The following is a 15,576-nucleotide window of genomic DNA, read 5'->3' on the forward strand; positions in this document are numbered from 1 at the left end:
GTCATCTGTACATTCAATGGACAAAGTTCTGTGTCCATTCCCACTATTCAGCAGGACAAGTCTGACAAAATACAACAACAGGCAAGCCCTGGTTATGTGGAAAAACATGTTATTTGCTGTGAAGTGAATAATTTAATCAGTATTATGGGAGGTTTGTTTGTTTTCCCCCGCAGCACGTCTTCAATAAATTCAATATGGACTTGGCACTTTTGTTTTGCTTTGTAAAAAATGGATTTATAAAGGCCGCACCCCACATTTTAAATGTAGGGTGCGGCCTTTTGTTCGTTCACAATATTGCTTAACGGTACTGAAACAATTACTCTCTCCAAACTGTAAAACACAAGAATCGCTTCCCGTGAATAAAAGGATTTCCATCGAGCTTGTCTAAAAGTGAAAAAAGGTTCCTGCGGCTTGATCGCCGAAAGGAACCTTTTTTGCGTACGGAACACATTGAATCAAGTTAAACGAGATGACACGCAACAAAATGTTCTGGTTCGATTTCCCGGAATTCCGGAACTTCTGCGCGGCAGATGTCCGTTGCGAATGGACAGCGGGTGTGGAATTTGCATCCTTTTGGCGGATCAGCCGGATTGGGGATGTCCCCTTTCAAGATGATCCGCTCCCGTTTCAATGTCGGATCCGGGATGGGAACCGCAGAGAGCAATGCTTTTGTGTAAGGATGGAGCGGATTGCTATAGAGATCGTCGCGGCTTGCCAATTCCATCATAGTCCCTAGGTAGAGGACACCGATTCTGGAACAGAGATGCTCCACTACGCTTAAGTCATGCGAGATGAATAGAAATGTAATCTGTTTTTCTTTTTGCAGTTTGCTGAACAAGTTAATGATCTGTGCTTGGATGGAAACGTCCAATGCGGAAACAGGTTCATCGGCAACGATGAAGTCGGGTTGTAAAATGATGGCCCGCGCAATGCCGATCCGCTGCCGCTGCCCGCCGCTGAACTCATGTGGAAAGCGATCGATATGATGCGTTGCAAGCCCACAGATTTCCAATACTTCAAGCACTTTTTGCCGTACTTCGCTTTTACTGCATAAGCCATGATCGAGAAGGGCCTCCCCGATTGCATCACCGATTCGAATGCGGGGATTGAGCGAACTATAAGGATCCTGGAAGATGAATTGGATTTTCGGTCGCAAGGTTCTCATTTCATCTTTTGACAGACCATGTAGGTTTTGCCCGTTGTATAGCACTTCCCCTGATGTGATAGAAGAAAGGCGCAACACACTTTTTCCGATTGTACTTTTCCCGCTACCGGATTCTCCTACCAATCCAAATGTTTCACCTTGATGGATCGTAAAGCTGACGCCATCGACTGCTTTGACGACCGATGGATTACGCTTGAAAATATTTGCGGACTCTCCGTAGTATTTCTTTAAATTTTTGACCTCGATTAAAGGCAATGCCCCACTCATACCATCACCTCTTCTTCATATAACCAGCACGCCACTTGATGACCGTTTTCCAGTTGCTTAACAGGTGGCGTTTTTTCCGTACAGATGCGCATGCAATGTTCACAACGATCACTAAAATAACAGGATGGCTGCAACTCAACTAAATTGGGCACCTGCCCTGGTATCGTGTACAGCTCTTCTTGCCGTTGATTAATGACCGGCTTCGCTTTCAGTAATCCTTTCGTATATGGATGCTTCGGATTCGTAAACAACTCGATCACGGGTGCTTGTTCAATAATTTTCCCTGCATACATGACGATGACATAGTCCGCCACTTCGGCAACGACACCTAAATCATGCGTAATGAGCAACATTGACATATTGCGTTTTTTCTTTAATTCGCGGAGCAGATCAAGGATTTGGGCTTGAATCGTCACATCCAACGCAGTCGTCGGTTCGTCCGCGATCAATAGACTTGGATTACAGGAAAGCGCAATCGCAATCATAATGCGTTGCAACATCCCGCCGCTTAACTGATGTGGATACGAAGCGAAAATTTCAGCGCCTCGTCCGATCCCCACAAGCTCGATCAATTCCAACGCCTTTTGTTTCGCTTCTTTTTTCGTCAACACTTGATGTTCCAATAACGGCTCCGTTAGTTGTTCGCCGATTGTTAAAACAGGGTTCAGTGAGGACATCGGTTCTTGGAAGATCATTGCGAATTCATTGCCGCGCGCCCGGCGAAGATCCCCTTTTTTCATGCCCAATAAATCTCGACCTTTAAACAGCACTTCCCCACTTTTCACTTTTCCGGACGTTGGATCAATCAGCCCCATGATGGACATGGCCGTCGCACTTTTCCCGCATCCGGATTCGCCAACAAGGCAGACGGTTTGCCCTTCTTGGATTTCAAAGCTGACATCATTCACGGCGTTCACAAATCCCTCTTCCGACTGGAATTGCGTCAGCAAATGATTCACTTGAAGAATAGGCTCATTCAACCTCGTTACCTCCTTTTCATATTCGGATCGATGGCATCACGCAAGCCATCGCCGAGTAAATTGATGCTAATAACAGTCATGAAAATCGCCAGTCCTGGTGGAATCCAGAGCCATGGACGTTTTTGAAAATCAATGAGTGAATTGGCTGACGTAATCATATTGCCCCATGAAGCCTCAGGGGGTACAACCCCTAATCCGAAATAGCTCAATGTCGATTCACTTAAGATCGCACCGCCGATACTCAATGTCCCGGATACGATCAATAACGGTACAATATTGGGCAATAAATGATTCAGCAACTTTCTGCGATCCCGCAGTCCCAATGCATCCGTCGCCTGGATGAATTGCCTTTCCCGTAAACTGAGCACTTGGCTACGCACAAGTCTGGCCAGTCCGGGCCAACCGACTAAACTGAGCATGAGCATGACGATATATAGACGATGCTCAGTCGGCACTTTCCACTCCGACATAACCGCAGCCATAATGAACAAGAGCGGAATGCCGGGTAATGTCATCAGGATATCAGCGATTCGCATGACGATTTGATCGACAATTCCTCGGTAATAGCCCGCTAAAATGCCTAGTAACGCACCAATTGTCACGGACATCACCATCGCGCCAAGTCCAACTGTCAGGGAAATCCGTCCTGCTAACATCAGTCTTGTCAGCACATCTCGCCCTAATTTATCCGTCCCTAACCAATGGGCCGCACTCGGGGCCTGATTGACTTTCGTCGGGTCGACGCCTAAATGGACATACGGCGAGAAAAATGGTCCGATGAACGAAAACAAAAATATGAAAATCAGAAATCCGAGTCCGACAAGCGCTATTTTCTTTTTCAATAGTCGCCCCAATACTTGTCCCCATAAGGAAGATTTCCGATTTGGTTTGACCTTTTTTTTACTAACAGGTAAATCGATTGGGTTTTCCACGCAATTCAACTCCTTGCTTTTACTTCAGCCGCACTCTCGGATCTGCGACACCGTATAATAAGTCGGCTATTAAATTACTAATCACTGTCAACAAAGCGATGAACATCGTAAAGCCCATGAGCAGTGGATAATCACGGACCGTAAACGCCTGCATATAAATGGCGCCGATTCCAGGCCAATTGAAAATTTGCTCCGTAATGATCGCCCCACTGAACAAGGCAGGCAGTTCAAATCCGAAGAGCGTAATCGCAGGAAGCAAAGCATTGCGCAACGCATGCTTGTAGACAACCACTTTTTCTTTCAAGCCTTTTGCCCTGGCCGTTCGGACAAAGTCCTGCTTGATAACTTCCAGCATATTCGTACGGAAGTAGCGTGCCAAGCCGCCAATGCCAAGCATTGTCAACACGAGGACAGGCAACACCATATGCTGCGCCACATCTTTCACATACGCCCAGCCTGTCAAGTCGCTTCCTGTCGTAATCATGCCCCCTGCCGGAAACCATCCTAAATCGACCGCAAAAAATTTGATGGCGAGCAAACCAAGGAAAAACGAAGGTGTTGCCATCGCCGCAAACACCAACACCGTTATCAATGAATCAAATAAAGAATACTGGCGAATCGCGGACACGACACCGATGAACACCGCAATGATCCATGTAAGGATCAGCGAAGCGAGCGCCACAAAAAACGAACTCCACATGTAATTGCCAAGCACTTCACCTACAGGTCGTTGAAACTGCAAGGAATAACCCAAATCCCCTTTCAACAAATTCCCGATCCATATGAAATACCGCTGAATAGCAGGCTGATCAAAACCATATAAGGCGTAAAGCTCAGCTTTGCGTTCAAGCGTTAAGTTGGGGTCCGCATCCACAAAGTTCCCCGGCACTAAGGAATAGAGGAAAAAGATCAGCACGGACGCTCCAAACAGCGTCGGGATCAAATAGAGTAATCGTTTCAACGCATAGCTTTTCAAAAATTTCATCTCCTTTAGAGGTCGAATACAAAAACGCAAGGCGTTTGATTGCACAAATGCATGTTTTGCTTGCACCCCTGTGCTATTTGATTGCACTCAGCACAAGTTTGATTGCACTCAGCTCAAGTTTGATTGCAAGTCATGACTTTAGACTTATAACGAAAATGCAACGTGCCCTGCGCTAGACGTAAAATTTCTAAAAACATTAAGAGAGGCGTATCCAGATCAGATACTGGACACGCCCCAACCAATACTCGCAAATCTGCGTTACTATCTAAAAGATCGATCCTTATTGATTGACATCGATGACTTTTAAATCTTTCAAGCTGGATGCAATGCCACGGTAGCCGTTCGGATTAAATCCTTCTACTCTAGCATTCGTGCCGCTCAATACTTTCTTGTATTCCATCAAGATGACCGGTGGATTTTCTTCCAATCCTTTGTACAATTCATGGAATGCTTTTGTACGTTCCTCGATATCATTGGACGCAATCGTCGCATCGATCAACGCATCGATTTTATCATCGCCATAGCCTTTAATTGTGGCGGATGGAATTTTCGAATGGAAGTTTTTAACGCCATTATACGGATCCGTCAACATAACCGTTGAAAAGGAAGCCAAATCATGGTCGCCATTGCCGACACGTGACATTAATGCATTGAAGTCCATTTGTTCCACTTGCAGATCGATACCGATTTCCTTGTAATTTTCCTTGGCAATCGGTATCAGCGTATCTCCAAGCCCTCCGGCAGTCGTGAAGTAATAGACGACCAGCTTTTGCCCGTCTTTTTCACGGATACCAGTCGAACCTTCTGTCCATCCAGCTTCTTCTAACAATTGTTTCGCTTTTTCAGGATCATAAGCCGTACTGCCGATTTCACTTGAATAAGCCCATGACGTTGGCGATACAGGAATATTCGCTACTTCAGCAAACCCTTGATAATAAGTAGAAATGATCGTTTGACGGTCTAGTCCATACGTAAATGCTTGACGCACTTTTGGATCTTTAAAAATTTCTTTTTCATGGTTAAACGCGATATAGCCATAAGCTGAAGACGTGTATACATTGACGTCCGCAAACCCTAACATTTGCAAGAACTCGAAATTATCCTGATTGGCCGTTAACGCACTGTAATCCAATTCACCCGTTTGGAAAAATTGCTGAGAGTCCCCTTCAGTCGTTTTATAGATGAACTGCGACACTTCAGGCTTTCCGTCATAGAAATGTTCATTGGCCTCAAAACGGATTTCCTGCCCTGGTAAATAAGCGACAAAACGGAAAGGTCCCGCACCGACCGGCTTCAAATGCAAGTCATTTAAATAGTCAAGATTCCCTTTCTGATAATCTTTTCCATAATAAGCCTTTTGCAAAATCCGGCCGCCTAGCAAGTGCAACGATTGTGCATTCACTTCTTCCGTCGTGATTTCAATTGTTTGCTCATCGATCACTTTAATCCCTGAAATCGAAGTAGCATCTCCATTTTTATAATCCGATCCACCAACGACTTTCGCTTCGGTAATATCTGTATCACCCGGATAGCTTGGATCGTGGAGCAATGTTAATGTAAATTCCACATCTTCTGCTGTGAAAGGTGTCCCATCATCAAACAGTAAACCGTCACGCAGTTTAAATGTATACACTAACCCATCCTCGGAAACGTCCCATGATTCCGCTAAGCCTGCAATCGATTCGCCCTTCTCATTAATATCAACCAATGGCGGGAACATAACCGCTTGCACGTTGCCATCATAACCACTTGTATTGAAATAAGGGGTAAACACGCCACCCGGTTCCTGTAAGCCGACGACAACCGTGTCTCCCCGATTGATCGCCAATTGTGGAGATGCAGCCGGATTTTCCGCTTCGATCCGCGTATCTTCCACAACGATTCCACCTGCACCTGCTTCCGTCCCCTGATCCGTTGTTTTTTGATCCTCTTCAGCAGTATCCGGACTGCAAGCCGCCACCATCAGACTGAGTCCAACAATAGATAAGAATTTTGTGACTTTTGATAATTTCATACTTCCCGTCTCCTTTTGTCTACACTCCAACATATGTATTCCGATTGATTAACTCGGTTTATTAATCAATTACGCCTCGGCGTAATTGCGTCCAGATTTTGAATTGCGCTTGCGCAATTAACTCCCTTCAAAATCTGTGACATCCGCCGGAGGCTTAACTTGAATCAGCAGGGAGGTTGGACTCCCTCTCATTGAAATGTATTCTGGCATTCATCCCGCCGCTTATGGAAGTGGGGGACTTCTGCTGAATCAAGTTAAAATAAATAATGCGAGATGATTTTCACAAAAGCTTTCTCCGTATTTAACAAAGCCCGTTCATCAAAATCGAACTTCGGGTGATGATGGGGATAATGTGTCTTCTCATCATCATTTTGGGCACCGACAGAGAAAAACGTTCCTGGTCGCTCCAGTAAGTAATAAGCGAAATCTTCCGCTCCCATCGATGTCTCCAGATCAATGACCGCATCTTCAGAAAATACTTCCGAAAATAAATTACGTACCAATGCCGTCTCTTTCGGGTGGTTGTACAAAGCAGGATACCCATGAAGATAATCGATTTTATAACCGGCATGGGACCCTTTGGTAATGCCTTCGACGATGGTATAGATCTCTTCTTTCACTTGTTCGCGCACTTCTTTGTCAAACGTCCGAACCGTTCCTTCCAATCTGGCCGTATCCGCAATGACATTAAAGGCATTCCCCGCTTGGAACACACCAATTGTCACAACTGCGGATTGCAACGGATTCACTCTTCGGCTCACAATTTTCTGCAAGGAGTTGACCACTTCACTACCGACGACAATCGAATCCACCGTATTATGCGGCCTAGCGCCATGCCCGCCTTTTCCTTCTATAATAATGTCGAATTTATCAACAGCCGCCTGCTTATACCCTTCCCCAACCGCAATTTTTCCGAGCGGAATCCCGGAAGCTAGATGCGCACCAAACACATAATCCACGCCATCCAACGCGTTATCTTCAATCATGAACTTTGCGCCGCCCGGAGGCAGTTCTTCAGCCGGCTGAAAAAGGAACACCACTTGCCCCTTCAGATCTTTCCGATATTGACTAAGCGTTTGGGCCGTACCAAGTAAGGCAGCCGTATGCCCGTCATGGCCACAAGCATGCATCACTCCCGGGTTCAACGACTTATACGGTGCTTCCTCCTTCTCATCCTGAATCGGAAGCGCATCAAAATCCGCCCGTAAAGCAATCGTCTTCCCCGGTTGCTCCCCTTCCAACACCGCCACAATTCCATAACCGCCAACATTCGTCCGAACATCCAACCCAAAGCCCACTAACTTCTCTTCAATGAACTTCGCCGTCTTCTCCTCCTGAAAAGAAAGCTCCGGGTGCTGATGCATATATCGTCTCCAGCTAACAATCTCTTCAAAACGTGCTTCCAAGTCGGCAAAAATCTGCTCTAGCGTCTGCTCCTTGTTCAGGGTTCCCATTTAATCCCCTCTTTTCTTAATACCTATTATACTGATTGGTTTTATTATAGTCCTAGTTCTATAGAAACACAACACCAAATGTCGTTTGATTTTGTCGAATTTTTATATTTGGAGGAGTTTACTGTCTATTCATGAAGAGAGGGCGTTGGCTTGTTGCGCGAAAGCGTCTCTTACTTCGCACAAGAATTTAATAAGGAAGCCGATGTTTCCTTGACCGGTGAATTCATTCTTGTTATTCTAAGTCCCTATTCATCGCATCACATTGCTTACGCGGAGGTTTTCAGGTGAATATTTTGAAACGGAACGAACGATCCTATAAACAAATTTTGGCGTATGCCATTCTTATCCTTTGTTTCGTTGCTTCGGTCATTTTCGTCAATCATAATCATTCCTTCTATCAAAAGCCGGTTGCTGAAGTGATGGAAGCGACTTTGGTAGAAACGACACTGATCAACGATATAGATTCTCTTTTCACCCAACAATTAATTGCCAAACTTAAAAACGGACCCGAAAAAGGGCAGCTGATTCATATCAAGAATGAGTATTCAACATCAGGCGCCTATGACCAAGCCTACCAGCCCGGCAATGAACTATTTGTTTCCATTGACCCGAGCAAGGAAGAAAACGGAGAACTATCCGGAACGATCCTGGACGTCAAGCGTGATAAATACATGCTGATCGTCGCATGGGTTTTCATCTTCACCTTGCTCATCGTCGGCAAAAAACAAGGCCTGTTTTCCATCATCAGTTTAGCGGTGAATGCGGCTTTGTTATCATATGCCTTGGATGTCTATGTAAATCATTTCGGCGTGAGCTTGCTCGTCATTTGCAGTATAAGCGCTGTTTTATTTACCGTTATTTCTTTAGTGCTCATTAACGGTTTGAATGAAAAAACATATGCGGCTATTGTAGCGACGCTGTTGGGAACTTTTTTATCGCTTTTCATCGCGTATATCGCGTTATGGGCCACTTCCGAAAACGGGCTTCGTTATGAGGAAATGCAATTTTTGACCCGTCCCTATCAGGAAGTCTTTATGGCCGGTCTATTCCTCGGTTCTTTAGGGGGCGTCATGGATATAGCCATCACGATGTCCTCTTCGATTTTCGGGCTTTATGAAAAAAATCACAAGATCTCTTTAAAAGCACTTCAACAATCAGGCTTGGAAATCGGAAAAGATATTATGGGGACGATGACCAATATTTTATTCTTTGTCTATATTAGTGGCTCGATTCCGATGATCATCTTATATTTAAATAATGGGGTGCCCTTGTCCTATACGCTTCCCATGAACTTATCATTGGAACTGGCACGAGCCTTAGCGGGCGGTATCGGAATCGTTTTAGCCATTCCGATCAGTCTATATGCATCCATTTTCTTTGTCACTCGAAAGAAGGCGAAATCATGAGTGTACAACTATTACTAGGGATCATTTTATTCCTCCTGATGGCGCTCGTTGGCGGAAAAAAAGGTGTGCGTTCTTTTTTCACGTTATTCCTGAACTTCGGTGTGCTTTTCTTTACGATCATTCTCATGTCGATTCCTAATGTTAACCCAATCCTCTTAACCATCATTGCCTGTATCGTCGTCAGTTGCATTAATCTGTTTTACATTAATGGCGTCAATCGAATCACTAAAACGGCATTCTTTTCTTCCATGATCACTATCGTCATCCTTCTCCTGTTCATTGTGTTCATCACAGAAAAAGCGATGATCCAAGGGTTTGGCGAAGAAGAAATTGAAGAAATCGGGGCTTTTTCCCTTTTCATCGGCGTCGATTTTGTGAAAGTCGCAACTGCGGTGATCATCATGAGTACGATCGGTTCGATTACGGACATCGCCATTTCCATCGCTTCTCCGATGCGCGAGTTATTCCAACATAACCCCTCCATCGACCGGAAAGAGTTATTTACATTCGGATTGGAAATTGGCAGGGATGTGTTAGGAACGGACACAAACACCTTATTTTTCGCTTTCTTCGGCAGCTATCTTGGGTTGCTCATCTGGTTTAAGGATTTGTCCTATTCATTTGGAGAAATCGTCAATTCCAAAGTATTTGGCGCTGAAATGATTACCATTCTCTGCGCGGGTATTGGGGTCGCCTTGATCATTCCAATTACTGCATGGATCACTGCTTATTTTTTAGTGAGAGTGGAAGGGAAATAAAGAGACCTGAGGCTGTGCCTCAGGTCTCTTTATTAATGATTATCTTTTGAAATGAGCTAGTTGAGGATTAATTGGGAACGTCCCTGTTCGTTAGCAATTAATTCGGAGCATGCTCCATATACATTCAGACCCTCTCATCAAAACGAACGATTGTGTTTCCTAAAGCTTGGACGCCTTTTGCGATGAGTTCAAAGTCGGTCCACTCTTCAGCGCAATGGCTTTTCCCTTCTTGACTCGGAACAAAAATCATACCGACCGGTGCAATCTTGGCTAATTGGTTGCCATCATGACCGGCCCCGCTTGGGAGACGATGCGTTGTTCCTACAGCTTCACAACTTTCTTCTATTAATTGTACGATCTCTTCATCGACAATAATCGAATTCGCATGGGATAACTGATTCATCGTGATGGAGACAGCTCTTCTCTTTTCTACTTCTGCAATTTCTCTTTGAATCTTTTCGATCATCTGATCAAGTGCCTGTAAATCTAATGAACGTACTTCAAATTCGAAAATAACACTTCCTGGAACGACGTTTGCACCATTCGGCTCTACAAAAAGGCGGCCTACTGTTCCAACGACTTGTTCTGCGTACATCTCGTTTGCAACTTTTTCGATTGCCAACACAATTTCTGAAGCTGTCGTTAACGCATCAAATCGCATATTCATTGGTGTTGTTCCGGCATGATTCGCTTGTCCTTCAACGATGACTTTATGGCGTTGAATGCCTACGATTCCCGTTACAACACCTAATTCGTGATTCGTTTGTTCGAGTACAGGCCCTTGCTCAATATGTAACTCCGCGTACAAGGATAGATCGCCCGGCTGTAATGACTCGGTCGCCAAGTCTTCCGGTCTACCTCCTACACTTGCCAAAGCATCCCGAAGAACAAGCCCGTCTCCGTTTGTTCGGTTTAGGTCTTCTTCTGTTAAATTTCCGACCATACCTCTGCTACCAATCGTCGAAATCCCGAACTCACTTGCCTCTTCACCCGTAAAATCAACAACTAAAAGCGTATGCGCCAACTGGATATCTTTTTCATTCAACTGTCTGGCGATTTCAATTCCGGCAAGCACACCGATAATGCCATCAAATCGGCCACCGCCAACAACTGAATCCGTATGAGAACCAATCATAATCGGAGGGAGTTCAGGATTTTTCCCTTCGCGTTTGCCGATCAGGTTCGATGCAACGTCAGTCGAGACATCCAAACCACTATTCTTCATTTCCTTCATTAACCATTCGCGGCTTTGCGTATGCCATTTCGTGAACGGTCTTCTCGTATAGCCTGGTTTATCTTCATCAATGATCGTCGCTAAAGCTAGGATATTATCTTTTATCCGATCTGTATTCACCTCAAAATTGGTCATTCCGCAAACACCTTCTTTTCGTAGATTGCGGGAATGAAAGTACCGTCTCCTTGTTCACCAATCACGCTACCATCATAGACTTCTTTCCCTCTGACATAAGTCCGCTTCACTTTCCCGTGCATTTCCATCCCATGATACGGACTCCAGCCTGCATTTGAATGCATTTTTTCTTCATCTAAAATCGACACTTCCGTCGGATCAACAATGATAAAATCGGCGTCATAACCTACGGCTAACTTTCCTTTTCTATGTCCTAGGCCAAACCGGTTGGCAGGATTTTCAGCCAACACTTTTGCCAATTGTAAAATGGAGATTCTTCCTTTTGCTACACCTTCGCTAAATAAAATCGGGAATAATACTTCGACACCTGGTGCTCCTGAAGAATTTTTAAAAATATTGGCATCGCTTTTTAAATGGATTGGCCAAGGGGCATGATCGGACGTCACCATGTCAATCTTCCCACTTGCCAATAAGTCCCATAGCGCATGCATATCCGCTTCACTTCTTAAAGGTGGGTTGATTTTCCCTTTTGCCTTTAAGCGTTCCATATCGTTTTCATTGAAAATGAGGTAATGGGTACATGTCTCTGCCGTTGCGTCGGTTCCCTCCTGTTGATAAGCTTCCACAAGATTGAAGACACGCGGAAATGTACTGTGATGTAAATGAACTTTCGTATCGGTAGCATGCGCTAACTCCAAAATCGTCAATGCCGCTGTCGACTCCGCTACTTTCGGCCGACTGAGACAATGAGCCATCGGATTATTTAGCCCTTCGTTCTCATATTTTTGAATGAACTTCCGGACAATCGCATCCGTCTCCGCATGGACTGTGACAGGTCTCCCTGTTTTGCGTACCTCTTTAAATGCTTCGTAAAGCTCCCCTTCATCGACTTTCGGGAACCGGACCGAATCTGTATTAAACAAAGAGATCTTAAATCCGCAAGCCCCTGAATCTGCCAATAATGCAATTTGATCCAATCCATCATAAGGGGCGATCGTTGCCAGCATAGCAATATCGACAACCGCCTCTTGTACCAAACGTTCCTTTTTCTCTTCAAAAAGATTCTGTGTACAAATTAACTTATCTGCGTCATAAGGCATTTCAACAATCGTCGTCACACCACCAGCGGCAGCAGAACGGGTCGCATTTGTAAAACCTTCATCTAATGAGCTGAAACAATGCACATGCGCATCAACCACACCCGGGAAAATATAATGTCCCGTTGCATCCACTACCTCACCCTCTGCAGGCGCTTCTTCTGAAATCGAGACGATTTTCTCATCTTGAATTGTTAAATATGCGTTGAACAATACTTTTTCTGACAAGACGATATTCCCTTTAATTGTTTTTGAAGTAAGCATCTAATTCCTCCTAAATTGAATGGTTCTATGGTGACGTTCAGCGCTTGAACAATTCGACTAAAAATAGACTAATTTGAGGAATATAGCTGATTAACAATACATTGATAATCATAATTCCTATAAACGGTAAGATCGCTTTTGTAATTTGTTCCAATCGGATATTCGCAATTTGACAAGAAACGAATAGATTTACACCTAATGGTGGTGTACACATCCCAATTGCTAGATTTGTAATCATGATCATTCCAAAATGGACTGGATCGATGCCTAAAGAGACAGCAATTGGTGTAAGTAATGGCGCCAAAATAATAATGGCAACACTTCCATCAAAGAACATGCCAATCACAAATAATACAATATTAATAATCAATAAAAACATAATTGGAGAATCCGTGACATTCCCAAAGAACATCGCTAGCTTTTGAGGTACACCTTCCCGAGTGAGTACCCATGCGAAAATTCCCGCATTGGCAATGATGAACATGACGATGGATGTCATAATCATGGATCTGGAAAAGATCGAAATTAAATCTTTGAACTTAATTTCTTTATAAACAAATACGCCAATAATAAATGCATAAGCTACTGCCACCGCAGCCGCTTCCGTCGGCGTAAAAATCCCGCCATAAATTCCGCCTAAAATAATAACCGGCATTAATAATGCGAGAATTGCGTCTTTAAAAGAGACCCATATTTCCCCTTTTGGCAAATCTTTATCTCCCTTGTATCCCTTGATCTTCGAAATGATGAAAACCCCTAACATAAGCGAGAATCCAATCATAAGACCAGGCAAAATACCAGCTATAAATAGATCACCTATTGATACACTCGCCGCCACTCCGAATAAAATCATGGAAATACTTGGTGGAATAATAACACCTAGTTCACCTGAAATTGCCTGCAACGCTCCTGCGTAACTGCGATCATATCCCTTTTTAATCATCGCCGGAATAAGAATGGACCCTAACGCAGCTGTCGCAGCAATTCCGGAACCCGAAATCGCAGCGAAAAACATGGAAGTGACGACAACGACCATTCCAAGTCCTCCCGTCATTCCGCCGACTAATGAACTTGCAAATCGCACTAATCGTCTAGCAATCCCGCCTTTTTCCATCAATGTTCCTGCAAAAATGAAGAAAGGAATAGCCATCAATGAAAATGAATCGATTGACGTGAAGGCTTTTTGAGCCAATACATTAATCGGAAGATCACTTGCAAATACAATAGCGATAACTGAAGCCAACCCAATAGAGACAGCAATCGGTACAGATAATGCCAATAATACGAAGAGGGATATCATGAGAGTGATTAACATATTAGATGACCTCCTCTTCTTCAGCTTGATTAATCGGCTCTTTGTGGATGATCAATTCCATGATGACAGCAATTGCATTCATCACTAATGCAGTAGCTCCAATTGGAATCGCCATATAAGGAATAGACATTTTAATCTGCAGTGCCGGGCTGAGTTGTCCTCCTACATTTCCGACAACTTGAATGCCCACAACAAGGAGAGTTGAGAAGAAAATCAAACATAAAAGATAGACAAGTATTTTCAAAACTCTTTTCTTTGCATATGTAATATTCTCTGCCAATAATTCCACAGCGATGAGAGATTGTGTTCTCAATGCTAAACTCGCTCCTAAGAAAATGGATAGCACCATCAAATAGCGGGAAAGCTCCTCAGCCCATGTAATGGTATGGTGAAAGAAATAACGTAAAACGACTTGAGCGATAATGACAACTGACATGGTCCCTAAACTAAAAGCAAGAAGGACTTTTAATCCTTTATTGATTTGGTCAATCAGTTTAATCACTTTTTCCATATTGCACGCTCCTTTTAACTTTATTCGTCCTCATCCCCCCTTCCATGAGTGGTGGGATGAAGACAAATAGGCTTCTAATTCAATAGTTTTTTAACCAATGCTCGGCGATATCTACGCGGCGTGCAAACCAAACTTTTTCCTTTTCTTTTGCATACTCAATAAATTCTCGGAGCGCTGACATGCGATAAGGTTGACCAATGATCCGTGGATGCAATCCGATCGACATCATCTTCGGATGGGTATCTCCCTCTTCCCATAAATAATCCAAACTTCTTTTCAATGAATCCAAGAAGTCTGTTGCGCTGCCATAGCCTTGAGGGCGGACGAATTTCCCATCATTCAACGTTTGGGAATACGGTACGACTAAATGCTTCCGTCCTTTCACGTTTGTGTAATAAGGCAATTCATCATTATAGGCATCCGAATCATATAGAAATCCCCCGTGTTCAACGACCAATTCTCTTGTATGTTCTGAAGGACCATATCTGCAATACCAGCCTTGTGGAGCAGATCCGCAAGTCTGTTCAATCGATCTTACCGCCCATTCCATATGTTGCTTCTCTTCTTCCCTCGAGAGTCTCCAAACTTTCTCCCATCTCCAACCATGTGCACAAACATCGTTTCCAGATTCTTTTATCCAATCTCCCACTTCTGGATTTCGCTCGATTGCGATTGCACAACCAAATAACGTGAACGGAACTTTCAAATCATCAAATAGTCTTTGTAAACGCCAAATCCCCACTCTACTTCCATATTCAAAAACCGATTCAACCGCTAAATCTCTTCGATCATGCGGCATCAACGGCGTAAACTCGACAAAACTCTCATTTTCCGTGTCGCCCAATGATTTCATTTGCTCCGAGCCTTCTTCATAATTGACCGCAATATTGACGACTACTCGCGCATCATTCGGCCAACGAGCCGCAAATCCCTCTTTTCCATAGCCAATATAATCTTGGCGAGGTCCTGGAATTTCTATTTCAGTTAGCTTCATCTCGTCACCTCAATTAATAGAGTAAGACTCCACTGAAAACCGCCGCTTTCAGTGGGTTTCTCTTG

General features: G+C 44.0%; 13 protein-coding genes. 2 read left to right on the top strand and 11 right to left on the bottom strand.

Features of this window, described 5'->3' with window-relative positions; translation table 11 throughout:
- Nucleotides 1-460: 460 nt before the first annotated feature.
- From MHZ95_RS14965 to MHZ95_RS14990, 6 genes are all read right to left on the bottom strand, one after another.
- The gene (locus tag MHZ95_RS14965) at nucleotides 461-1,432 is read right to left on the bottom strand and encodes an ABC transporter ATP-binding protein (protein WP_239391590.1); all 972 of its coding nucleotides are present in this window, start codon (nucleotides 1,430-1,432) and stop codon (nucleotides 461-463) included.
- Nucleotides 1,429-2,412 carry an ABC transporter ATP-binding protein gene (locus tag MHZ95_RS14970; protein WP_239391591.1) on the bottom strand — a complete coding sequence of 328 codons (984 nt, stop codon included), beginning with the start codon at nucleotides 2,410-2,412 and terminating at the stop codon, nucleotides 1,429-1,431. Before MHZ95_RS14970 ends, MHZ95_RS14965 begins: the two co-directional genes overlap by 4 nt.
- A 5-nt stretch (nucleotides 2,413-2,417) precedes the next feature.
- Nucleotides 2,418-3,344 carry an oligopeptide ABC transporter permease gene (gene opp4C, locus MHZ95_RS14975; RefSeq protein ID WP_239391592.1) on the bottom strand — a complete coding sequence of 309 codons (927 nt, stop codon included), beginning with the start codon at nucleotides 3,342-3,344 and terminating at the stop codon, nucleotides 2,418-2,420.
- A gap of 19 nt (nucleotides 3,345-3,363) precedes the next feature.
- Nucleotides 3,364-4,320 carry an ABC transporter permease gene (locus tag MHZ95_RS14980; RefSeq protein ID WP_239391593.1) on the bottom strand — a complete coding sequence of 319 codons (957 nt, stop codon included), beginning with the start codon at nucleotides 4,318-4,320 and terminating at the stop codon, nucleotides 3,364-3,366.
- Nucleotides 4,321-4,609: 289 nt separating this feature from the next.
- Nucleotides 4,610-6,343: an ABC transporter substrate-binding protein gene (locus MHZ95_RS14985; RefSeq protein WP_239391594.1), complete on the bottom strand. Its 1,734-nt coding sequence runs from the start codon at nucleotides 6,341-6,343 to the stop codon at nucleotides 4,610-4,612.
- A gap of 254 nt (nucleotides 6,344-6,597) precedes the next feature.
- Nucleotides 6,598-7,797, bottom strand: coding sequence for a M20 family metallopeptidase (locus MHZ95_RS14990; protein WP_239391595.1), 1,200 nt, complete (start codon nucleotides 7,795-7,797; stop codon nucleotides 6,598-6,600).
- Nucleotides 7,798-8,081: 284 nt separating this feature from the next.
- Here MHZ95_RS14990 and MHZ95_RS14995 point away from each other — a divergent pair, with 284 nt between their 5' ends.
- Both MHZ95_RS14995 and MHZ95_RS15000 read left to right on the top strand, forming a co-directional pair.
- Nucleotides 8,082-9,203 carry a YibE/F family protein gene (locus MHZ95_RS14995; RefSeq protein ID WP_239391596.1) on the top strand — a complete coding sequence of 374 codons (1,122 nt, stop codon included), beginning with the start codon at nucleotides 8,082-8,084 and terminating at the stop codon, nucleotides 9,201-9,203.
- Nucleotides 9,200-9,961 (top strand): YibE/F family protein, encoded by a 762-nt coding sequence (locus tag MHZ95_RS15000; RefSeq protein ID WP_239391597.1) that lies wholly within the window; start codon nucleotides 9,200-9,202, stop codon nucleotides 9,959-9,961. The genes MHZ95_RS14995 and MHZ95_RS15000 overlap by 4 nt, the downstream gene beginning before the upstream one ends.
- A 124-nt stretch (nucleotides 9,962-10,085) precedes the next feature.
- Here MHZ95_RS15000 and MHZ95_RS15005 read toward each other — a convergent pair whose 3' ends face one another.
- The 5 genes from MHZ95_RS15005 to MHZ95_RS15025 form a co-directional block, all read right to left on the bottom strand.
- Nucleotides 10,086-11,330: a Zn-dependent hydrolase gene (locus tag MHZ95_RS15005; RefSeq protein WP_239391598.1), complete on the bottom strand. Its 1,245-nt coding sequence runs from the start codon at nucleotides 11,328-11,330 to the stop codon at nucleotides 10,086-10,088.
- Entirely contained in the window at nucleotides 11,327-12,691 is a 1,365-nt protein-coding gene (locus MHZ95_RS15010) for a dihydroorotase (protein ID WP_239391599.1), read from the bottom strand. Before MHZ95_RS15010 ends, MHZ95_RS15005 begins: the two co-directional genes overlap by 4 nt.
- 37 nt (nucleotides 12,692-12,728) lie before the next feature.
- The gene (locus MHZ95_RS15015) at nucleotides 12,729-14,006 is read right to left on the bottom strand and encodes a TRAP transporter large permease (RefSeq protein ID WP_239391600.1); all 1,278 of its coding nucleotides are present in this window, start codon (nucleotides 14,004-14,006) and stop codon (nucleotides 12,729-12,731) included.
- A gap of 1 nt (nucleotide 14,007) precedes the next feature.
- Nucleotides 14,008-14,517: a TRAP transporter small permease gene (locus MHZ95_RS15020; RefSeq protein ID WP_239391601.1), complete on the bottom strand. Its 510-nt coding sequence runs from the start codon at nucleotides 14,515-14,517 to the stop codon at nucleotides 14,008-14,010.
- 79 nt (nucleotides 14,518-14,596) lie between these two features.
- Nucleotides 14,597-15,511 carry a polysaccharide deacetylase family protein gene (locus tag MHZ95_RS15025; RefSeq protein ID WP_239391602.1) on the bottom strand — a complete coding sequence of 305 codons (915 nt, stop codon included), beginning with the start codon at nucleotides 15,509-15,511 and terminating at the stop codon, nucleotides 14,597-14,599.
- Between the last annotated feature and the right edge of the window lie 65 nt (nucleotides 15,512-15,576).

This window comes from Sporosarcina sp. ACRSM (genome assembly GCF_022346545.1).
Lineage (GTDB): Bacteria > Bacillota > Bacilli > Bacillales_A > Planococcaceae > Sporosarcina.